The 21,579-nt window shown below is 60.2% G+C and carries 20 protein-coding genes; 8 read left to right on the top strand and 12 right to left on the bottom strand.

Annotation, left to right across the window (positions count from 1 at the left end):
* Window positions 1-26: 26 nt before the first annotated feature.
* The 6 genes from pcaH (at window position 27) to pcaC (ending at window position 5,404) form a co-directional block, all read left to right on the top strand.
* Window positions 27-731 carry a protocatechuate 3,4-dioxygenase subunit beta gene (gene pcaH / locus J2X66_RS08520; RefSeq protein ID WP_027925612.1) on the top strand — a complete coding sequence of 235 codons (705 nt, stop codon included), beginning with the start codon at window positions 27-29 and terminating at the stop codon, window positions 729-731.
* 1 nt (window position 732) lies between these two features.
* A complete protein-coding gene (gene pcaG, locus J2X66_RS08515; RefSeq protein ID WP_310263176.1) occupies window positions 733-1,299 on the top strand; it encodes a protocatechuate 3,4-dioxygenase subunit alpha in 567 nt (188 codons plus the stop codon).
* Window positions 1,300-1,483: 184 nt separating this feature from the next.
* The gene (locus J2X66_RS08510; RefSeq protein WP_310263174.1) at window positions 1,484-2,788 is read left to right on the top strand and encodes an MFS family transporter; all 1,305 of its coding nucleotides are present in this window, start codon (window positions 1,484-1,486) and stop codon (window positions 2,786-2,788) included.
* Between the two features lie 45 nt (window positions 2,789-2,833).
* A complete protein-coding gene (locus J2X66_RS08505) occupies window positions 2,834-4,198 on the top strand; it encodes a 3-carboxy-cis,cis-muconate cycloisomerase (RefSeq protein WP_310263172.1) in 1,365 nt (454 codons plus the stop codon).
* A gap of 11 nt (window positions 4,199-4,209) precedes the next feature.
* Window positions 4,210-5,001: a 3-oxoadipate enol-lactonase gene (pcaD, locus tag J2X66_RS08500; RefSeq protein WP_310263170.1), complete on the top strand. Its 792-nt coding sequence runs from the start codon at window positions 4,210-4,212 to the stop codon at window positions 4,999-5,001.
* A gap of 10 nt (window positions 5,002-5,011) precedes the next feature.
* Window positions 5,012-5,404 carry a 4-carboxymuconolactone decarboxylase gene (pcaC, locus tag J2X66_RS08495; RefSeq protein WP_140666156.1) on the top strand — a complete coding sequence of 131 codons (393 nt, stop codon included), beginning with the start codon at window positions 5,012-5,014 and terminating at the stop codon, window positions 5,402-5,404.
* Window positions 5,405-5,533: 129 nt separating this feature from the next.
* On the opposite strand, the gene J2X66_RS08490 is transcribed toward pcaC, so the two are convergent.
* The 7 genes from J2X66_RS08490 to emhA all read right to left on the bottom strand — a co-directional run bounded on the left by J2X66_RS08490 (window position 5,534) and on the right by emhA (window position 15,504).
* Complete coding sequence (locus J2X66_RS08490; protein ID WP_310263167.1) at window positions 5,534-6,352, bottom strand: methyltransferase domain-containing protein; 819 nt, start codon at window positions 6,350-6,352, stop codon at window positions 5,534-5,536.
* Window positions 6,349-6,741, bottom strand: coding sequence for a DUF1641 domain-containing protein (locus J2X66_RS08485; protein ID WP_027925605.1), 393 nt, complete (start codon window positions 6,739-6,741; stop codon window positions 6,349-6,351). The genes J2X66_RS08490 and J2X66_RS08485 overlap by 4 nt, the downstream gene beginning before the upstream one ends.
* A gap of 26 nt (window positions 6,742-6,767) precedes the next feature.
* On the bottom strand, window positions 6,768-7,958 hold the full coding sequence (locus J2X66_RS08480; RefSeq protein WP_310263165.1) for an FAD/NAD(P)-binding oxidoreductase: 1,191 nt from the start codon (window positions 7,956-7,958) through the stop codon (window positions 6,768-6,770).
* A gap of 192 nt (window positions 7,959-8,150) precedes the next feature.
* Window positions 8,151-9,410 carry an OprD family porin gene (locus J2X66_RS08475; RefSeq protein ID WP_310263163.1) on the bottom strand — a complete coding sequence of 420 codons (1,260 nt, stop codon included), beginning with the start codon at window positions 9,408-9,410 and terminating at the stop codon, window positions 8,151-8,153.
* 311 nt (window positions 9,411-9,721) lie between these two features.
* Window positions 9,722-11,182 carry an efflux RND transporter outer membrane subunit EmhC gene (gene emhC / locus J2X66_RS08470; protein ID WP_310263162.1) on the bottom strand — a complete coding sequence of 487 codons (1,461 nt, stop codon included), beginning with the start codon at window positions 11,180-11,182 and terminating at the stop codon, window positions 9,722-9,724.
* On the bottom strand, window positions 11,179-14,343 hold the full coding sequence (gene emhB, locus J2X66_RS08465; protein WP_310263161.1) for an efflux RND transporter permease subunit EmhB: 3,165 nt from the start codon (window positions 14,341-14,343) through the stop codon (window positions 11,179-11,181). The genes emhC and emhB overlap by 4 nt, the downstream gene beginning before the upstream one ends.
* A gap of 3 nt (window positions 14,344-14,346) precedes the next feature.
* Window positions 14,347-15,504, bottom strand: coding sequence for an efflux RND transporter periplasmic adaptor subunit EmhA (gene emhA, locus J2X66_RS08460; protein WP_027925600.1), 1,158 nt, complete (start codon window positions 15,502-15,504; stop codon window positions 14,347-14,349).
* Between the two features lie 265 nt (window positions 15,505-15,769).
* Here emhA and emhR point away from each other — a divergent pair, with 265 nt between their 5' ends.
* Window positions 15,770-16,402, top strand: coding sequence for an efflux system transcriptional repressor EmhR (gene emhR / locus J2X66_RS08455; protein WP_310263158.1), 633 nt, complete (start codon window positions 15,770-15,772; stop codon window positions 16,400-16,402).
* Window positions 16,403-16,625: 223 nt separating this feature from the next.
* Here the strand turns inward: emhR and J2X66_RS08450 are convergent, their stop codons facing one another.
* Genes J2X66_RS08450 through J2X66_RS08440 form a run of 3 tightly spaced genes read right to left on the bottom strand, consistent with a single transcriptional unit; the run spans window position 16,626 to window position 19,207 of the window.
* Window positions 16,626-17,675 carry an alkene reductase gene (locus J2X66_RS08450; protein ID WP_310263156.1) on the bottom strand — a complete coding sequence of 350 codons (1,050 nt, stop codon included), beginning with the start codon at window positions 17,673-17,675 and terminating at the stop codon, window positions 16,626-16,628.
* 28 nt (window positions 17,676-17,703) lie between these two features.
* Entirely contained in the window at window positions 17,704-18,870 is a 1,167-nt protein-coding gene (locus tag J2X66_RS08445) for an MFS transporter (protein ID WP_310263154.1), read from the bottom strand.
* Window positions 18,871-18,904: 34 nt separating this feature from the next.
* The gene (locus tag J2X66_RS08440; protein WP_310263152.1) at window positions 18,905-19,207 is read right to left on the bottom strand and encodes a metalloregulator ArsR/SmtB family transcription factor; all 303 of its coding nucleotides are present in this window, start codon (window positions 19,205-19,207) and stop codon (window positions 18,905-18,907) included.
* Between the two features lie 171 nt (window positions 19,208-19,378).
* Here J2X66_RS08440 and J2X66_RS08435 point away from each other — a divergent pair, with 171 nt between their 5' ends.
* A complete protein-coding gene (locus J2X66_RS08435; RefSeq protein ID WP_310263150.1) occupies window positions 19,379-19,957 on the top strand; it encodes an ACP phosphodiesterase in 579 nt (192 codons plus the stop codon).
* A gap of 69 nt (window positions 19,958-20,026) precedes the next feature.
* On the opposite strand, the gene J2X66_RS08430 is transcribed toward J2X66_RS08435, so the two are convergent.
* Together J2X66_RS08430 and olsB are read right to left on the bottom strand one after the other, a co-directional pair.
* Window positions 20,027-20,818 carry a lysophospholipid acyltransferase family protein gene (locus J2X66_RS08430; RefSeq protein WP_310263148.1) on the bottom strand — a complete coding sequence of 264 codons (792 nt, stop codon included), beginning with the start codon at window positions 20,816-20,818 and terminating at the stop codon, window positions 20,027-20,029.
* Entirely contained in the window at window positions 20,818-21,573 is a 756-nt protein-coding gene (olsB, locus tag J2X66_RS08425; RefSeq protein WP_046029403.1) for an L-ornithine N(alpha)-acyltransferase, read from the bottom strand. The genes J2X66_RS08430 and olsB overlap by 1 nt, the downstream gene beginning before the upstream one ends.
* Window positions 21,574-21,579 lie beyond the last annotated feature (6 nt).

Here is a 21,579-nt window from a genome sequence, read left to right as displayed (position 1 = left end):
GACAAACAAGAACAGAGGAAAGCGCAATGACTGACAAGCCTGGTTACCGTCGTCCGCAGGAAGGCACTCAGCCGGAATACCTGCACCCGACATATCAATCCACCAACCTTCGTTCGCCGTCCAAACCGTTGGTGTTTCTGCCCCATTCGCTGTCGGAAATCACCGGCCCGACCATCGGCGCCGAACGCGTCAACGAGAAGGACAACGACCTGACCGTTCAGCACAAGGGCGAGCCACTGGGTGAACGCATCATCATTCACGGCCGCGTGCTCGATGAAAACGGTCTGCCGGTGCCGGGGATTCTGGTGGAGATCTGGCAGGCCAACGCCGCCGGCCGCTACAACCATGCCCGCGACCTGCACGACGCACCGCTGGACCCGAACTTCACCGGCACCGGCCGCACCGTGACCGATGCCGATGGCTGGTATCAATTCCAGACCATCAAGCCCGGCGCCTATCCATGGGGCAACCACCACAACGCGTGGCGCCCGGCGCACATCCACTTCTCGCTGTTCGGGCCGAGCATTCTCACGCGCCTGGTCACCCAGATGTATTTCCCCGGCGACCCGCTGTTGGCCTATGACCCGATCTACAACTGCGTGCCGGACACCCGCGCCAAAGAGCGTTTGATCGCCACGTTCGATCTGGAAAAAACTGTCCCTTCCTACGCCCTCGGTTATCGCTGGGACATCGTCTTGCGTGGCCGCGACGCCACGCCGATGGAGAAATAAGATGACGCTGAACGCGACCACGTCCCATACCGTCGGGCCGTATTACCACATCGGCCTGACCTGGCTGAACCGCGAAAACCTGACCGTCGAACAAACCCTGGGCCAACGCGTGGCGATCACCGGGCAAGTCATCGATGGCAACGGCGATGTCGTCAACGACGCGATGCTGGAAGTCTGGCAGGCCAATGCGGCCGGCAAGTACGACCATCCGGAAGACGATCAGGACAAACCGCTGGACCCGAACTTCGAAGGCTTTGGCCGGGTGCCGGTGGATGCCGAAGGGCGCTTTCGATTCACCACCATCAAACCGGGAACGGTCGAAGGCCTGAAAGGCTCGACCCAGGCGCCGCACCTGGTGGTGCTGGTGTTTGCGCGCGGGTTGGTGAAGCACTTGCTGACGCGGATTTACTTTGAGGGTGAGCCGGCGAACGTGTCGGATCCATTGCTGGAGTGTGTACCGGCCGAGCGTCGCAGCACATTGCTGGCCAAGCAGGATGCGTCCGGTGTGTACCAGTGGAATGTGATCTTGCAAGGCACTGAAGCCGAGACGGTGTTCTTCGACTATTAAGAACACCGCAATCCCTGTAGGAGTGAGCCTGCTCGCGATGGCGTAGTGTCATTCAGCATTGATGGCACTGATACACCGCTATCGCGAGCAAGCTCACTCCTACAGGGGACAGTATTGCCAACTTGGGAACAGGACTGTTGCGAAGTATGTCTAGACTCTCACTGTCCCCATTGAGTGAAAAACAATGACAACGACCGCTGCTTCAACAGAACACTACACCGGCGAAGAGCGCAGCAAGCGCATCTTCGCCATTGTCGGCGCCTCGTCCGGCAACCTCGTGGAATGGTTCGACTTCTACGTCTACGCCTTTTGCGCGATCTATTTTGCCCCGGCCTTTTTCCCCTCCGACAACCCCACGGTGCAGTTGGTCAACACCGCCGGCGTGTTCGCCGCCGGGTTCCTGATGCGCCCCATCGGCGGCTGGATTTTCGGCCGGGTGGCGGACAAGCACGGGCGCAAGAACTCGATGATGATCTCGATTCTGATGATGTGCTTCGGTTCGTTGCTGATCGCTTTCCTGCCGACCTACAAGGACATCGGCGTCTGGGCGCCGGTGCTGTTGCTGTTCGCACGTTTGATTCAAGGGTTGTCGGTGGGCGGCGAGTACGGTACCACCGCCACCTACATGAGCGAAGTCGCGCTCAAGGGCCAGCGCGGCTTTTTCGCTTCGTTCCAGTATGTGACGCTGATTGGCGGACAACTGCTGGCGGTGTCGCTGGTGGTAATCCTGCAACAGTTCCTCAGTGAAGATGAGCTGCGTGCTTACGGCTGGCGGATTCCGTTTGTGGTCGGTGCGGCAGCCGCGCTGATTTCACTGTTCCTGCGCCGTTCGCTGAAAGAAACCAGCAGCAAGGAAATGCGGGAAAACAAGGACGCGGGCAGTATCGCCGCACTGTTTCGCGACCATAAAGCCGCGTTCATTACCGTGCTCGGTTATACCGCCGGGGGCTCGCTGATTTTCTACACCTTCACTACATACATGCAGAAGTACCTGGTGAACACCGCCGGCATGCAGGCCAAGACCGCCAGCTACATCATGACCGGCGCGCTGTTCCTTTACATGTGCATGCAGCCGTTCTTCGGCATGCTCGCCGACAAGATCGGCCGGCGTAATTCGATGCTCTGGTTCGGCGCCCTGGGGACCTTGTGCACCGTGCCGATTCTGTTGAGCCTGAAAAGTGTCAGCAGTCCGTTCCTGGCCTTTGTGCTGATTACCGTGGCGCTGGCGATCGTGAGTTTCTACACCTCGATCAGTGGCCTGGTGAAAGCCGAGATGTTCCCGCCGGAAGTGCGCGCCCTCGGCGTTGGCCTTGCCTACGCAGTGGCCAATGCGATCTTCGGTGGTTCGGCGGAATACGTGGCCCTGAGCCTCAAAGCCGTGGGCATGGAAAACTCCTTCTACTGGTACGTCACGGTGATGATGGCGGTGGCGTTCCTGTTCAGTTTGCGCCTGCCCAAGCAGGCAAAGTATTTGCACCACGACCTCTGATCTTTCCGCGCGGGTCTGACAGGCCCGCGCCATCAAGGACTGTTTATGAACGATCGACCGGGCAATCAATTGTTCGATGCCTATTTCACTGCCCGTGAAATGCGTGAAGTGTTCTGCGATCAGGGTCGCGTGCAGGCCATGCTCGACTTCGAAGCGGCACTGGCCCGGGCCGAGGCGCGTGTCGGGCTGATTCCGCAAACCGCTGTCGCTTCGATTGAAGCGGCGTGTCAGGCCGGGCATTACGACTTCGTTGCCCTCGGCGAGGCGATTGCCACGGCGGGCAATTCCGCGATTCCCTTGGTCAAGGCGTTGGGCAAGCAGATCGCGGCCAGTGATGCCGACGCCGAGCGCTATGTGCATTTGGGCGCGACCAGTCAGGATGTGATGGACACTGGTCTGGTGCTGCAACTGCGTCAGGCACTGGCCTTGATCGAAATCGATCTCGCGCAACTGGGCGATGTTCTCGCCACTCAAGCCAAGCGTTATGTCGCCACGCCGCTGGCCGGACGCACCTGGTTGCAGCACGCGACGCCGGTCACCCTCGGCATGAAGATCGCCGGTTGGCTGGGCGCGGTCACCCGCAGCCGCCAGCGCTTGCAAGAACTCAAGCCACGTTTGCTGGTGCTGCAATTCGGTGGCGCCTCCGGAACACTGGCCGCATTGGGCGATCAGGCAATGCCGATTGCCGAAGCATTGGCCGGCGAGCTGCAACTGACCTTGCCGGATCAGCCTTGGCACACTCAACGTGATCGTCTGGTGGAGTTTGGCTCGGTGCTGGGATTGATCGCCGGCAGCCTCGGCAAACTCGGTCGTGATATCAGTCTGTTGATGCAAACCGAGGCGGGCGAGGTGTTCGAACCGTCGGCACCGGGCAAGGGCGGTTCCTCGACCATGCCGCACAAGCGCAACCCGGTCGGCGCTGCGGTGCTGATCGGTGCGGCGACTCGCGTTCCCGGTTTGCTCTCGACGCTGTTCAGCGCCATGCCGCAGGAACACGAACGCAGCCTCGGTCTGTGGCATGCCGAGTGGGAAACCCTGCCGGAGATTTGCTGCCTGGTGTCCGGCAGCCTCAAGCAAGCCTTGCTGGTGGCGCAGGGGCTGGAGGTGGATGCGGCTCGCATGGCCCAAAACCTCGATTTGACCCAAGGCCTGGTGCTGGCTGAAGCGGTGAGCATCGTCCTCGCCCAACGGGTTGGCCGCGACACCGCGCATCATCTGTTGGAACACTGCTGCAAACGTGCGGTGGCTGAACGGCGGCATCTGCGCGCGGTTCTCGGCGACGAACCGCAAGTGACCGCCGAGCTTTCGGCGGCTGAACTCGATCATTTGCTGGACCCTGCCCATTACCTTGGCCAGGCCCATACCTGGGTCGAGCGGGCGGTGGCTGAACATTCTGCGTTGACTGCCTGAAGGAGATTGCTGTGGCTTTCGTACAACTCGCCGAGGGCGAACTGCACTACCAACTGGATGGACCTAAAGATGCGCCGGTACTGGTGCTGTCCAACTCGCTGGGCACCGACCTGCACATGTGGGACGCACAGGTTTCCGCGTTCACCGAACATTTCCGGGTGCTGCGTTTCGACACCCGTGGCCACGGTCAATCGCTGGTGACGCCGGGGCCGTACAGCATCGAGCAACTGGGTCGCGACGTGTTGGCACTGCTGGATGCCTTGCACATTGAGCGTGCGCATTTCTGCGGTTTGTCCATGGGCGGTTTGATCGGCCAATGGCTGGGGATCAACGCCGGTGATCGATTGAACAAACTGGTGGTGTGCAACACCGCGGCGAAAATCGGCGATCCGTCGATCTGGAATCCACGCATTGAAACCGTGCTGCGTGACGGTCCGGCCGCGATGGTCGCGCTGCGCGATGCGTCGATTGCACGTTGGTTTACCCCGGACTTTTCCGCCGCCAATCCGTCTGCCGCGAAGCGAATCACCGACATGCTGGCCGCCACGTCGCCGCAAGGCTATGCAGCCAATTGCGCGGCGGTGCGTGATGCCGATTTCCGTGATCAGTTGCCGTCGATCAAGGTGCCGTTGCTGGTGATCGCCGGCACCGAAGACGCGGTGACGCCGCCGTCCGGCGGGCACTTCATTCAAGAGCACGTGCAGGGCGCCGAATACGCTGAGTTCCATGCCGCGCACTTGTCCAACGTCCAGGCCGGCGCCGCGTTCAGTGAGCGGGTGTTGGCGTTTTTGTCAGCTCAATAAGGGGATGGTTGTGGACGAAAAACAACGTTACGACGAGGGCATGAAAGTCCGTCGCGCAGTACTCGGCGACGCTCACGTCGACCGCAGCCTGACCACCCTGACCGAGTTCAACTCGGAATTTCAGGAGATGATCACCCGCCACGCCTGGGGTGATATCTGGACCCGCCCGGGCCTGCCGCGTCACACCCGCAGCCTGATCACCATTTCCATGCTGATCGGTATGAACCGCAACGAAGAGCTCAAACTGCACCTGCGCGCCGCCGCCAACAACGGCGTGACCCGTGGCGAGATCAAGGAAGTGATCATGCAGAGCGCGATCTACTGCGGCATCCCGGCGGCGAATGCGACGTTCCATTTGGCGGAGTCGGTCTGGGATGAGTTGGGGGTTGAGTCTCGGGAGTAATCTCGGGTTTTGAGGGTGCCTGAACTGACGCCTTCGCGAGCAGGCTCGCTCCTACATTAGACTGCATTCTCCCGGGAGGAACTCGGTCAACTGTAGGAGTGAGCCTGCTCGCGATAGCGATGCCATGGCTTACACAGTAGCCACAATGAAAACCCGCTTGAACGGAAACAACGTGTGCCCATCCTCCTCCCGCGGGTATTGCGCATGCACGCGCATCATGAAGTGATAGATGAACCGCGCCTGTTCATCTTTCTTCAGCCCCTGCATCACTTCCCTTAACGCCGACACCTTGATCCAGTCATAAATCGGCGACTTGCCGTCAACCACCTGTAGCTGCTCGGTTTCCCAGATATCCAGCGTGGCACAGAGCGGCGCCAGCAAACGGTAGTAGTCCTCCAGCGACAACAGTGGCCGCCGGGCCATGCTTTCGCGCAACTGCGGTGTGCCCAACGGCTGACCGTTGTGGCCGCCATCGTCGAGGGTTTCGAGCATCAGCTGATACCACGGCGCATCCCGCCAGTCAGGCATGTGCGCCGCCAGACAACCGCCCGGGTCGAGGTGTGTGAGCAATCGGGGCAACAGCCGTTGATGATCGTCGATGAAATGCAGCACGGCGGCGGCAAACAGCAGATCGGCGGGTTGTTCGGGCTGCCAGTTTTGCAGGTCGCACTGCTTCCAGTGGGCCCTGATCGGCAAGGCTCTGGCCTCCTGAAGCATTTGCTCAGAACTGTCGATACCCATCAAGTGCGCGCGGGGCCAACGCTTGGCCAGCAGCTGTGTTGCAATGCCTGTGCCGCAGCCCAGGTCGTAGATGCGACGGGGGTTCTTGATGTCGACACGGTCGAGCAGTTCGTTGACCGGTCGTTGCCTGAGGCGGGAAAACTGCTGGTACGCCTTGGCGTCCCAGTGAGTACAGGCGTTCCCTGCCGTTTCGAGTTTGACGCTCATGAGGTGATCCTCTCTGGCGATGACAGTTGCCTTCCGATGACATTCAGGGATTTCAGGACAACCGCCACGCCTTTGCGTGTGTCCGGATCGTTCAGCATTTTGATCAGCGCATAGGCGCCTGGTGGGGCGGCGGCGCTGACCTCGGCTTTGGCCAGGCGCACGGCATTGCCAATCATCCAGGTGGACGCCGTGGCGTTTTCGAACAGCTGCGCCAGTTTTTCGACCATTGCAGGGTCCAGCAGGTCGATCATGTCCGAGACCAGCGACAGCGCATCGACAATATTGTCCAGCCGCCCGCCGTCGAGCAACGGCTGAAGTTTGGCCATCAAGGCGTTCAGCCCCGGCGTTCCGGTCGCACCGACCGCCAGTGTTTCATCCAATGAGTTCATCACCGTTCACTCCTCCCTGTGCAGGGTCAAAGCATTCCGCGGGCAACCGCCCAATACAGGCCACGATTGAAGCCATGCCTGAGCAGGCCGCCAAGTTTGGTCGGCGGAGTCGGCGACACGTCACGGGCATAGTTGTACACCAGTGGCATGCCGGCATTGAGGCCCATTTGCGCGACGGCCTGAACACGCCCGTCATAGACGCTGTTGGGCGCGCCAAGGCGAATCTGCGCGGTAATATTGTTGGCGATCACCGGCGCCTGGTTGTGGCAGGCGCCTCCGGCCTTGCTCACCGGCAGGTCGACGGTGTCGCCAATCACGTAGACGTTTTCGAGGCCATAAACCTGCAGGGTTTCGTGGTTAGTCGGCAGCCAGCCTTCGTTATTCGGGGCTTGCGAAACACCGCACTCCAGCACTGCATCCACGGCGCGGATCGGTGGCGTTGCCATCAGGATGTCGAACGGTTGCGCGTCGCCTTCTGCCGAGTAGGCGATCTTCTGATCCGGATCGACCCGGTCGAGGGTGAAGCCGCGTTGGAAGTGAATGTTTTTCTGCTCGAAAATGCCGGGCAGTATTTCTCCCGTAGGCCTTTGCAGAAACAGGCAGTTGCGCAGCAGCTGAGCGGTGGTCGGGTAGGTGTAGATGATTTCCACCTGGTCGCGTACACCCCGAAGCCGCAGAAAATCATCGAGCATCAGCGTGGTTTCCACCGGGGCAATGCCGCATTGATGCGGCACGTTGGGTGTGTGCGGAAAGGACACTGTGATGAAAATCCGGCCCTTCTTGATCGTGCTCAGGCGTTCTGCCAGTTGCCGGGCGGGTTGATATTGGTAGAAGTGGTCGCCGGCTTCTTTCAAGCCTTCGATACGCTCCGGTGCGGGTACGCAACCGGTGGCGATGACCATAAAGTCATAGCCATAACATTTGCCGCTGCGGGTTTTCAGGCTTTGGCCGGGAAAATCGAAGTGTATGACTTCCTCGATGTGAAAGCTGATTTCCGGGCGCAACAATGAACGTTCCGGGCGCTTGAGTTCTTCTTCAAAGAACTGATTGAACGCCACATACATGAACGCAGGTTTGTAGAAGTGATCGGGGGAATTGGACAGTAATGCAATCGAGACTTCGCCACGCAGGATTTCTGGATACAACTTGCTGGCCAGTTGATTGGCCAGCATGGTTCCACCTACGCCGCCACCGACGATAACTATTCGCTTGCTCATACCTGACCTCCGTGGTCATGGCAGCTTCGCGTACAGCATCCGGAGATAACGGAAGAAAAAATGGGGCTCCTACATCAGGCTGGAGAGTTTAAACGCACAGCCTGACTGTATCTGCGCTTGTGCAAACCGCCAGTACCAAGTGACCAATGGTTAGCGCCGGCATTTGCAGAGTGAGCGTGCCGGCGCCGAGTTTTATAACAAACTGATCGGATAGCTGACGATCAAACGGTTCTCGTCGAACTCGTTATTGCTGAAGTCGCGGCGGATAGTCGAGTTACGCCATTTGACGTTGAAGTCCTTTAACACGCCACTTTGCACGGTGTAGCCCAGTTCCGATTCGCGGCCCCATTCCTTGCCGTCGGTGATGGTGCCGGTGTGGACGTTGTCGCCGCTGATGTAGCGGTTCATCAGGGTCAGGCCCGGAATGCCGAGGGCGACGAAGTTGTAATCGTGGCGCACCTGCCAGGACTTTTCCTGCGCGTTGTCGTAACTGGCGTTGTAGCTGTCGTTGGCCAGGGTGCCGCCGCTGGTGCCATTGACGCGCATCCAGGCGCTGTCGCCAGTGAGTTTTTGCAGGCCGACGTAAAAAGTGTTGCCGCCGTATTTGGCCGAGAACAGGCCGGACCAGGTCTTGTTGTCGAGATCGCCAGCGCGGGCACTGCCGTCATCCTTGCCGTAGAAAAAGCCGAGGTTGGCGCCCAGGGTCCAGTCGCCCAGTGGCTGGCTGTGGATCAGGTTGACGAATTGCTGGCTGTAGATGTCCTTGAGTTCGGCGTTCCACAGGCCAATCTGGGTGCGCTTGTCGTTGAAGGCGTATTCGCCGCCCTGGAAGTTGAAGCGGTCGGAGGTGAAGGCCGGTTTCCCGTTCATCGACATGTCGCTCATGCTGCTATCGTCGCGCGGACTGTTGGCGCGGAACTGGCCGCCGTAGAGCGTCAGACCAGCAATTTCCTTCGAGGTGATCTGGCCGCCACGGAAGGTTTGCGGCAGGGAGCGACCATCGTCTGAACGCAGGATGGGCAGCACCGGCATCCATTCACCGACCTTGATTTCGGTCTGGGACAGCTTGGCCTTGAACGCGACGTTGGTGCGCCCGAAGTTGTCCGCCGGGCGCCCGTCATGGTCCAGCGGCAGCAACTGCGTACCGCCGGTGCCTTTGCCGCCGTCGAGCTTCACCGAATACAAACCCAACACATCCATACCGAAACCGACAGTGCCCTGGGTGAAGCCGGATTTGGCGTCGAGAATAAAGCTTTGCGTCCACTCTTCAGCCTTGCCCTGGGCCTTGGTCGGGTTGGTGAAGTTGCGGTTGATGTAGAAGTTGCGCAGGTTCAGGTTGACCTTGGCGCCGTCGACAAAACCCGCTTCCTCGGCGTGGGCGGGCAGGGCTGTGCCGGCCACTGCAATGGCCAGAAGGCCGGGGAAAAAATACTGCGCGGTGGAAGGCGTCATGGGCTCGGGTCTCTCTAATTGTTGGGGGTGAAGCGGGGTGATGCCGCAACCCTGGGTTGCAGACAAAAATTTGATCGATTGAAAAGATGGAGCGGAATCAGCCGGACAGGGCAGGGCGCGGGGGCATGAGGGTGAACCTGATGTTGTTGGTCTTGTGCGAGGAATGGTGCGGGGAGTGGACTGGATGGTTCAATTGGTAAAAGCGGGTTTTGGGCGGTTATCGAACGATAGATGATCAACATTTTAGGGGGTGTTCACTGGCCCCAACAAAAAGCCCACCAAAAGGTGGGCTTCCTGTTTCCACAGCGCTATCAGAACATCTTCATCTTCGGCGCTTCTTCTTTCAGCGGTTCGACCTTGGCGGTCTGCTGATTCCAGCCACCCCCCAGTGCCTTGTACAGGTTGACCGCGCTGACCAACTGCGCCAGACGGTCAGTGATCAGCACTTGTTGAGCGTTGAACAGCTGGCGTTGGGCATCGAGGAAGGTCAGGTTGCTGTCGACACCGATGCGGTAACGACGCTCGGCCAGGCGGTAGTACTCCTGGTTGGCGGTGACGTTGTCACGCTGGGCCTGCAGTTGCTGGGTGTAGGTCTGGCGCGCGGCCAGGCCGTCGGCGACTTCCTGGAAGGCCGTTTGAATGGACTTCTCGTAGTTCGCCACGCCGATGTCTTTCTGGATTTTCGAGTAATCCAGGCTGGCGCTCAGGCTGCCGGCGTTGAAGATCGGCAGGTTGATCTGCGGCGAGAACAGCCAGGTGCCCGAACCGCCCTTGAACAGACCGGACAAGTCCGGGCTCAAGGTGCCGGCATTGGCTGTCAGGCTGATGCTCGGGAAGAACGCAGCCCGTGCCGCGCCGATGTTGGCGTTGGCAGCCTTGAGGTTGTATTCGGCCTGGAGGATGTCCGGACGACGTTGCAGCAAGTCCGATGGCAGACCGGCGGGCACGTCGCTCAGCAAATCGTCAGACAGCGGTTTGGCGGCTTGCAGGTTGGCCGGGATGCCGGTGCCGAGCAGCAGCACCAGGCTGTTTTCATCCTGAGCGACCTGGCGGGTGTACTTCGCCAGTTGCACCCGGGCGGTTTCCACCGACGTGCGCGACTGGGCGAGGTCCAGCGCAGACGCCACGCCGACTTCGGCACTGCGCGCGGTGAGCTTGTAGCTCTCCTCGAACGCGCCGAGGGTGTCCTGGGTGACTTTCAGCAGTTCCTTGTCGGCTTGCCAGGCCAGGTAGGCGTTGGCCACGCTGGCCACCAGGCTGATCTGCGTGCTGCGTCGACCTTCTTCAGTGGCGAAGTATTTCTGCAGCGCTTCTTCGCTCAGGCTGCGAACCCGACCGAACATATCGAGCTCGTAAGCACTGATACCGACTGTGGCCGAGTAGGAACTGGTGATGCCGGCCTGGCCAGTCTGCGACGCGTCAGCCGGGACGCGCTGACGGCTGCCGGTGCCATTGGCCGACACAGCCGGGTACAGGTCGGCACGCTGGATGCGGTACTGAGCCGCAAAGGCGTCGATGTTCAGCGCCGCAACACGCAGGTCACGGTTGTTTTCCAGCGCGACCTGGATCAGCTGTTGCAGGGCCGGGTCATGGAAAAACTGCTTCCAGCCTTGTTCGGCAGCTGCCTGGCTTGGCGCCTGGGCCGGCGAATAGGCCGGGCCCTGCGGGTACTGGGCTGCCACCGGTGCCGCAGGCTGCTGATAATCAGGTATCAGCGAGCAACCACCGAGCACAAACGCAGCAACGGCTAGGGAGAGTAGCGACTTGCTCATTGGCCAGCCTCTTTAGGAGTTTCAGTGGCGTCATCCTGGTCGACTTTTTTGCGCTGACCGATGGACGACACAGTGACGAAGAACAGTGGGACCCAGAAGATCGCCAGAACGGTGGCGGTGATCATACCGCCAATCACCCCGGTGCCGATGGCATGCTGGCTGCCCGAACCTGCACCGGTGGAAATCGCCAGGGGCACCACGCCCAGGACGAAGGCCAGCGAGGTCATGATGATCGGTCGCAGACGCATCCGGCAGGCTTCAATCGCCGCATCGCGCAAGCTACGCCCTTGTTCATGCAGTTCCTTTGCAAATTCGACAATCAGAATGGCGTTTTTCGCCGCCAGGCCGATGGTCGTCAACAGGCCCACCTGGAAGTACACGTCGTTGGACAGGCCACGCAGGCTGGTCGCCATCAGTGCACCGATGATCCCCAGTGGCACCACCAGCATCACCGCAATCGGGATCGACCAGCTTTCATACAGCGCCGCCAGACACAGAAACACCATCAGCAGCGACAGGGCATACAGCGCTGGCGCCTGGGAGCCGGACAAACGTTCCTCGTACGACAGGCCGGTCCAGGAAATACCGACACCCGCCGGCAGTTTCGCGGCAAGGGCTTCGACTTCGGCCATGGCTTCACCGGTGGAGTAGCCCGGCGCCGGGGAGCCGAGGATTTCCATCGCTTCCACGCCGTTGTAACGGGCCAGCTTCGGCGAGCCGTAAATCCATTCACCCTTGGCAAACGCCGAGAACGGAACCATGGTGCCGACGCTGTTGCGCACATACCATTTATTCAGGTCTTCCGGGCTCATACGCGAGCCAGGCTGGCCTTGCACGTACACCTTCTTCACTCGACCACGGTCGATGAAGTCGTTGACGTAGCTACTGCCCAGCGCGATCGACAACGTGTTGTTGATGTCGGCGATGGTCACGCCCAGGGCACTGGCCTTCTCGTCGTCGATTTCCAGTTGGAATTGCGGTTCGTCGTTCAGGCCGTTCGGACGGACCTGAGTCAGAATCTTGCTTTGCGCTGCCATGCCGAGGAACTGGTTGCGTGCTTGCATCAGCTTTTCGTGACCGATACCGGCGCGGTCCTGAAGGAACACGTCGAAACCGGTGGCGTTACCCAGTTCCAGTACCGCCGGTGGCGCAAAGGCAAACACCATGGCATCGCGGAAGGTGAAGAAGTGCTGTTGGGCACGGGCCGCCACCTTGAACACGTTGTTGTCGGCGTTACGTTCGTCCCATGGCCGAAGCATGATGAACGCCATGCCCGAACTCTGGCCACGACCGGCGAAGTTGAAGCCGGTCACGGTAAACACCGAGTTCACCGCATCGCCTTCACCGCCATCCTTGCCCGGACGCAGCAGGAACTCACGCATCTCGTCCACGACCACCTGGGTACGCTGGGAGGTCGAACCGGCCGGCGTCTGCACCTGGGCGAACAGTACGCCCTGGTCTTCTTCCGGCAGGAACGCCGTCGGAATACGGGTGAACAGCCAGATCATGCCGACAATGATGATGAGGTAGGCCAACAGGTACGGCGCCTTGTGCGCGAGCATGCTGCCCACGCCGCGCTCGTAGCTTCTTACGCCACGGTCGAAATTGCGGTTGAACCAGCCGAAGAAGCCACGCTTGGGGGTTCCGTGCTCACCCTTCGGAATGGCCTTGAGCATGGTGGCGCACAGCGCCGGCGTGAAGATCAGTGCAACCAGTACCGACAGGGCCATGGCCGAGACGATGGTGATCGAGAACTGTTTGTAGATCACGCCGGTGGAGCCGCTGAAGAACGCCATTGGCAGCAGAACCGCCGACAGCACCATGGCGATACCGACCAGTGCGCCCTGGATCTGCCCCATGGATTTCTTGGTGGCCTCCTTGGGTGACAAGCCTTCTTCACTCATGACCCGTTCGACGTTTTCCACCACGACGATGGCGTCGTCCACCAGCAAGCCGATGGCCAGGACCATACCGAACATGGTCAGGGTGTTGATGCTGAAACCGGCGGCCGCGAGGATGCCGAACGTACCCAGCAGTACCACCGGCACGGTCATCGTGGTGATGATGGTGGCGCGGAAGTTTTGCAGGAACAGGAACATCACCAGGAACACCAGCACGACGGCTTCGACCAAGGTGTGAACCACCCCTTTGATCGACTCGGTCACCACTGGAGTGGTGTCATACGGGAACACCACTTCCATCCCTTGCGGGAAGAACGGTTTGAGGTCGTCGATGGTCTTGCGCAGCGCAGCGGCGGTATCCAGAGCGTTGGCGCCAGTGGCCAGCTTCACGGCCAGGCCGGACGCCGGAGCGCCGTTGAACTGGGCGTTGATGCTGTAGTTTTCACCGCCCAGCCCCACGTCGGCGACATCTTTCAAGCGAACCTGAGAGCCGTCCTTGTTGACCTTGAGCAGGATTTTGTTGAACTGCTCAGCGGTCTGCAGACGGGTCTTGCCGATGATCGTGGCGTTCAGCTGTGTGTCGGGCAGGGCCGGCAAACCGCCGAGTTGACCGGACGAGATCTGTACGTTTTGCGCGGCGATGGCAGTTTTGACGTCAACCGGGGTCAGGTTGTAGTTGTTCAACTTGGCCGGGTCGAGCCAGATACGCATGGCGTACTGGGAACCGAACACCTGGAAGTCGCCGACGCCGGCGGTCCGCGAGATCGGGTCCTGCATGTTCGACACGATGTAGTTGGACAAGTCGTCCTTGGTCATGCTGCCGTCACGCGAGACCACGCCGATGACCAACAGGAAGTTCTTCACGGCCTTGGTCACGCGGATACCTTGCTGCTGCACTTCTTGCGGCAGCAGCGGGGTGGCCAGGTTCAGCTTGTTCTGGACTTGAACCTGCGCGGTGTCGGAGTTGGTGCCTTGCTCGAAGGTCGCGGTGATGGTCATGGTGCCGTCGGAGTTACTTTCCGAGGATACATAACGCAAGTGGTCGATGCCGTTGAGCTGTTGCTCGATCACCTGCACCACGGTGTCCTGTACCGTTTGTGCCGAAGCACCCGGGTAGGTCACAGAGATGGCGATCGCCGGAGGCGCGATGCTCGGGTATTGGTTGATCGGCAGCTTGAGGATCGATAGTGCCCCGACCAGCATGATCACCAGGGCAATTACCCAGGCGAAAATCGGACGGTCGATAAAAAATTTCGACATGGTTTACTCCCCTTTGCCGCTGGAAGCCTTATCAGCTGCCTGTGCGGGGGCCGGGTTCTTTACGCCAACGTTGGTCGCTTCACTGGCTTTGACTTCGATGCCAGGTTTGACGAATTGCAGCCCTTCGGTGATCAGGCGATCGCCTGCCTTCAGGCCGTCCTCGATCAGCCATTGGCTGCCGACGGTGCGGCTGGCCTTGAGCTGACGCAGTTCGACCTTGTTGTCAGGACCGACGACCAGTGCCGTCGGGGTGCCTTTCAGGTCACGGGTCACGCCTTGTTGCGGCGCCAGAATGGCTGCTGCGTTCACACCGGACTGCAACTGGGCGTGCACGAACATGCCCGGCAGCAGGGTGTGTTCAGGGTTCGGGAACACGGCGCGCAAGGTCACGGAACCGGTGGTCTGATCAACCGAGACCTCGGAGAATTCGAGCTTGCCGTCCAGCTTGTACTGGCTGCCGTCTTCGAGAGTCAGCTTGACCGTTGCCGCGTTGTCGCCAGCCTTTTGCAGGCGACCGCTTTCCAGTTCACGGCGCAGTTGCAGCAATTCCACCGAGGACTGCGTCACGTCGACGTAGATCGGGTCGATTTGCTGGATCACTGCCATCGGATCGGCCTGGCCGCTGGTGACCAGCGCGCCTTCGGTCACGTTCGAGCGACCGATACGACCGGTCAGCGGCGCGTAGACCTTGGTGTAGCGCACATTGATCTGGGCGGTTTGCAGGGCGGCTTCCGATTGCAGGCGGTTGGCCACGGCCGTGTCGTATTCCTGACGGCTGACGGCTTGCTCGTTGACCAGTTGCTTGTAGCGGTCGGAGATCGACTTGGTCTGTTGCAGGTTGGCTTCGGCACTTTTCAGGGTGGCGTCATACACCGACGAATCGATCTGATAGAGCTGTTGGCCAATCTTGACGTCGCCGCCTTCCTTGAACATGCGCTTGAGAATGATGCCGTTCACCTGAGGACGCACTTCGGCGATGCGGTACGCGCTGGTACGACCCGGCAGGTCGGACGTCAGCGTAAACGTTTGCGGTTGCAGGGTAACGACGCCGACCTGAGGAGGCGGTGCGGCTGGAGCCGCTTCTTCCTTTTTGCATCCGCTGAGCAGCGATGCCAAGGCGACGGCAGTGACCAGAGCGGTAACAGCTGGCTTGAATTGCATGAAAATCCTCGGGTCAGGCGCGCAAGGTGCGCACTAGAAAGGTGGAAGGGTAAAAATAGGGTGCTGAGTGGATAAGTAGCTTGCTAAGGAATATACTTACGTTCATGGTTGTTTGTAAACACCTTGGCTGCGTACCCACTTCGCTACAAAAGCCGTTCGAAGGTTTGAATTCTAAGACGGGGACGGCGCCCAAGAGCGAACGCTCCACTTTTATTCAGCTGATGTTCAGACATCACTGAAGCATCCTGATTGAGGTTTTACTGCCATGGTCCGTCGCACCAAAGAGGAAGCTCAAGAAACCCGCGCCCAGATACTCGAAGCGGCAGAGAAAGCCTTTTATGAAAGGGGCGTGGCACGCACGACACTGGCGGACATCGCTACCCTGGCCGGCGTGACTCGCGGTGCCATCTACTGGCATTTCAGCAACAAGGCCGATCTGGTGCAGGCCATGCTGGATACCTTGCATGAGCCTCTGGATGAGATGGCCAGGGCCAGCGAAAGCGAAGAGGAACTCGACCCGCTCGGCTGCATGCGCAAGTTGCTGATTCATTTGTTTCATCAAGTTGCACTGGACCCGAAAACCCGACGCATTAATGAGATTCTGTTTCATAAGTGCGAATTCACCGATGAAATGTGCGATCTGCGCCAACAGCGCCTGACGGCCAGCCTTGATTGCAATGTGCGCATCGGCCTGGCCTTGCGTAATGCCGTGAATCGGGGGCAAATGCCCGAAGACCTCGACACGGCGCGCGCGGCCATCAGCCTGCACGCTTACATCGATGGCATGCTCTACCAGTGGTTGCTGGCCCCCGACAGCTTTCAATTGCACGCAGAAGCCGAGCGTTGGGTCGAGACCGGGCTGGACATGCTGCGCTTGAGCCCAAGCCTGCGCAAATGAAACAAAATGCGTAATCGGCGTCGCCAGTGTCAACTTTCCAGGCGGGTGCCGATGCCATAGGGTGCTTTTATATACGGACGCTCGCCAGGATGACAGGTAGCGAGCTACGTATTTTGTAGGAATTTTGTGTCTTGGTTGTGAACGTCTGTGATCACACCACGTAAAAAACCAAAAAGCCCCGGCTCTCACGAGTCGGGGCTTTGTGCATTTCAGTGACTGATGCTTACAGCGTCGGGTAGTCGATATAGCCGACCGGGCCTTTTGCGTAGAACAGTTCTGGACGTGCTTCGTTCAGCGGCGCATCGGCCTTCAAACGGGCCGGCAAGTCCGGGTTGGCGATGAACGGCACACCAAAGGCGACCGCATCGGCCTTGCCGCTGGCCAGCCAGGCGTTGGCGCTGTCCTTGGTGAAGCGTTCGTTGGCGATGTACGGGCCGCCGAAGGCTTCTTTCAGTTGTGGACCGAGGCTGTCGCCGGCTTCTTTCTCGCGGGAGCAGATGAAGGCGATGCCACGCTTGCCCAGTTCGCGAGCGACGTAGGTGAAGGTTTCGGCCAGGTTGTCGTCGCCCATGTCATGGGAGTCAGCACGCGGTGCCAAGTGCACACCCACGCGGCCGGCGCCCCAGACTTCGATGGCTGCGTCGGTCACTTCCAGCAGCAGGCGCGCACGGTTTTCCAGGGAACCGCCATAGTTGTCGGTGCGCTGGTTAGTGCTGCTTTGCAGGAACTGGTCGAGCAGGTAACCGTTGGCGCCGTGGATTTCCACGCCGTCAAACCCGGCAGCCTTGGCGTTCTCGGCACCGGTGCGGTAAGCGTCGATGATGTCGGCGATTTCAGCGGTTTCCAGGGCACGCGGCGTTGGATAGTCGGCCAATGGGCGAACCAGGCTGACATGACCTTTTGGCTGGATGGCGCTCGGTGCGACCGGCGCTTCGCCGTTCAGGTACGAGGTATGGGACACCCGGCCGACGTGCCACAGTTGCAGGAAGATCTTGCCGCCCGCGCCATGGATCGCTTTGGTCACGTTAGCCCAGCCACGGACCTGGTCGTTGGACCAGATGCCCGGGGTGTCCGGGTAGCCGACACCCATTGGCGTGACCGAGGTGGCCTCGCTGAGAATCAGACCGGCGGAAGCGCGCTGGACGTAGTACTCGGCCATCAGCGCGTTTGGCACGCGACCTTCGTCGGCGCGGCAGCGGGTCAGCGGCGCCATGATGATGCGGTTGGCCAACTCGATGTCGCCCAGTTTGATCGGATCGAAAATAGTCGTCATGAAAGCACCCTCGTGAGGTTCAAGTGGTTTAGTGAGTTGCTGGAGCCAGTTCGGGATTGCCGCTCTGGCGGAAAGTAATCAGGGTCACCAGCAGGGCGAGTACCGCCAGTGCGGCAGCCGCCAGGGGCACGCTGGTCAGGCCGAAGCCGTGGGCGATGACGCTGCCGCCGACCCAGGCACCGAGGGCGTTGCCAATGTTGAAAGCGCCGATGTTCAGGGTCGACACCAGGTTCGGTGCCGCTTTGCCAAAGGTCACCACGTTCACTTGCAGGGCCGGCACGGCGGCAAAACACGCGGTGGCCCAAAGGAACAGGGTGATTTCGGTCGGGATCAGCGCGACGCTGGTCCACGTCAGTACGGTGGAGACCACGGCCATGCTGATGAACACACCGATCAGCGTTGCGGCCATGCCTTTGTCGGCCAGTTTGCCGCCGATGATGTTGCCGACGGTCAGGCCCAGGCCGATGAGCATCAGGGTCCAGGTCACGCCACGTGGCGAGACGCCGGTGACTTCGCCCAGCAGCGGCGCGACGTAAGTGAAGAGGGTGAAGACCGAGGCCGCGAACAGCGCAGTCATGCTCAGGGACAACCAGATCCCGGCACCCTTGAGCGCAGCCAGTTCGGCACGCATGTCGAGTTTTTCTTCATCACGCTTGGCCGGCAGGAAGCGGATCAGGCCAATCAGGGCGATCACACCAATCACGGTCACGGCCCAGAAGGTCGAGCGCCAGCCGGCCTGTTGGCCGAGCGCGGTGCCCAATGGCACGCCGAGTACGTTGGCCAGGGTCAGGCCGGTGAACATCAAGGCCACGGCCGAAGCGCGTTTGTTGGCCGGTACCAGGCCTGCCGCCACCACCGAACCGATACCGAAGAAGGCACCGTGGCAGAGGGCCGTGACGACGCGTGCAAACATCAACACGTTGTAGTCACTGGCGAGGGCGCAGAGCAAGTTGCCGACGATGAAGATCCCCATCAACGCCACCAATGCGGCCTTGCGCGGCAGTCGGGCGGTGGCCAGCGCCATGAACGGCGCTCCGATGGCCACGCCCAGGGCATAACCGGTCACCAACCAGCCAGCGCCGGGGATCGACACACCGAGGTCAGCCGCCACATCGGGCAGCAGGCCCATGATGACGAACTCGGTGGTGCCGATGGCGAAGGCACTCAAGGCCAGTATGAGAAGCGAGAGGGGCATTGTTGATTCCTTGTCGGCTGACTGACGTTAAGGGTCAGAGCTCTTTACTGAAGGTCTTGAGGAATTCCTGGATGGTTTCCTCATTACGTTTGAAAAAATGCCACTGGCCGACTTTGCGGCTGCTGATCAGGCCGGCGCGTTGCAGCGTCGCCAGGTGCGCGGACACCGTGGACTGCGACAAGCCGCAACGTTGATCGATCTGCCCGGCACAAACGCCGTGCTCGTTGCTGTGGGACTGGTCCGGGAATTCGACGGCAGGGTCTTTGAGCCAGTGCAGGATTTCTCGCCGTACTGGGTGTGCCAGGGCTTTTATTATTTCGTCGAGATTAATGGTCATGGGGGTGAGCTCGTGATGGTTAAAACGCTATATCGCGATGAAGCGAACTTTAAATCGGTATTTCGCGATATACAAATATGATTTGGCTCTGAGCCGCTAACAATTCGGTATATCGAGTTATAACGATACGCGGGATGTAAAGATCCAAAGGCGCAGTGCTAAGCTGCGCCTATGAACTATCTCGCACATCTTCACCTCGGTGGCCAGCGTCCCGGCCAATGGCTCGGCAGTCTCTATGGCGATTTCGTCAAAGGACGGCTGCAAGGGCAATACGCGCCGGAGATCGAGGCGGCCATCCAGCTGCACCGCAGCATCGACGTGTTTACCGACCGCCATCCGCTGGTGGATGTTGCGTTGTCGCGGTTTTCCACGACACGCCGGCGTTACGCCGGGATCGTGCTCGACGTGTTTTTCGACCACTGCCTGGCACGGGACTGGACGCTGTACGCCGACCGACCACTGGAACTGTTCACGTCGGATGTGTACCGGGTGCTGGCCGCCGAGCCGCAGTTGCCGGAACGGTTGGCGAGAATCGCGCCGCACATGGTGGCGAATGACTGGTTGGGGTCGTATCAGGAATTCGAGGTGCTGGAACAGGTGTTGCGGGGAATTTCTCGGCGGTTGACCCGGCCGGAGGAACTGGCGGGGGCGATGCAGGAATTGCGGGTGTTGTATGAACCATTGAGTGAAGACTTCAGGCTTTTCTATCCGCAGCTTCAAACCTTCGCCCAACACTACCCAACACCCTGACCCCCTGTGGGAGCGAGCTTGTCTCCGGGCGGCGTTCCCACAGGGTTATCAGTTGAATCAAAGGTTGGGTCAGGCAGCGATGGCCGGACGCATCGGCGCTTCCTGCATCTCCGCAATCGCCCCAAACAACGCTTTCTGCACCGCTTGCTGCGCTTCGAACGCCAGCGCTGCACGTTCGCGACCTTCGCAAGCAATCGGCTTGAGCAGGTGAATCTCCACATCCCCCCGGTCATTGGCAAACAAGCGCATCAAATGCGACAGCAGATCATCGTCGCCAATGAACGGTGCCAAGGTGTCGAGCTGACCGTCACGCAAATAACGAATCGCCACCGGTTGCAGCTGCACCTCTGAATCAATCGCCGCCGACAGCAAGCGACCATGAAAGGTGCGCAACGAACGGCCATCGGTGGTGGTGCCTTCCGGGAACATCAGCAGCGGATGCTCCTGTTCCAGGTGGCGGGTCATTTGTTTGCGGATCAGCTGACTGTCGCCCGACCCACGACGAATAAACAGACTGCCAGCCTTGGCCGCCAACCAACCCGCCACCGGCCAGGTGCGCACTTCGGCCTTGGACAGGAACGACATCGGCGTGAGCATGCCCAGCAGCGGGATGTCAGTCCAGGACACATGATTACTGACCCAGAGCATCGGTTGCTTGGGCAATTCACCCTGAACAGTCACGTGAAAGGGCAGGGCATTGCTCAACCGCGTCATGAAAAATCGCGACCAGCGTTGGCGGCGAACCATCGAGTGGGCGATGCCCATGCGCTCGAACAGACCGAACACGCTGGCCATGCTCAATCCCAGCGCGACCACCACCAGCACTCGCGCAATCCGCGCGTACACCCGCAACCGGTTCATCACATGGCCGCCTTGAAGTGCTTGGCGTAACGCGGGCAGAGCTCGTCGCGCTTGAGCAGGATGAACACGTCGGCCACCTGGAAATCTTCGTCCCAGCAAGGCTCGCCGCAGATCTTCGCGCCGAGGCGCATGTAGGCCTTGAGCAGCGGCGGCATTTCGGCGATCACGTTAGAAGGAATATCCAGCGTCGGCAGCGGCTTTTTCGGCTCTGCGCGCAGGTGTTCGGTGCACAGGTAGCGTTCGCGCAGGCGCTGCATGATCGCGTGGGCCTGGATGCCGCCGTCCTGCATCGGGATGCTCGCGCAGCCCATCAAATAGCTGTAGCCGCCCTGATTCAATACTTCGGCCAGTTCACCCCAGAGCACAGCGATGGTGCCGCCGTTGCGGTAGGCCGGGTCGACGCAGGTGCGGCCGATTTCCAGGATCGGGCCTTTGAGATGCACGAGGCCGTGCAGGCTGAATTCTTCTTCGCTGTAAAACTTGCCCAGGCTGCTGGCCGCCGTGTGGTCGAGCAAACGGGTGGTCGCCACCAGGCGTCCGGTATTCAAGTCACGCACGCCGATGTGGGCGCAATGAACATCATAGTCATCCATGTCCAGACCCAGCTCAGCGCCCTTCAGCTTGGCGTTGAACTCGCCGCTGAACACGTTGAAGCGCAAGGCCTGGGCTTCCTGCAAGGCTTGGCTGCCGATCAGGCGTTCGGCTTGCAGGCGGCGGTCGTTGCCGGTGTCGCGGATGCGGGCGATCTGAGTCATGGCGAT

It is taken from the genome of Pseudomonas sp. 3296 (assembly GCF_031456615.1).
In the GTDB taxonomy this organism is placed as follows: domain Bacteria; phylum Pseudomonadota; class Gammaproteobacteria; order Pseudomonadales; family Pseudomonadaceae; genus Aquipseudomonas; species Aquipseudomonas mucoides.
Note: the sequence above shows the minus strand (reverse complement) of the source record. Positions and strands in the feature narration are given on the sequence as shown.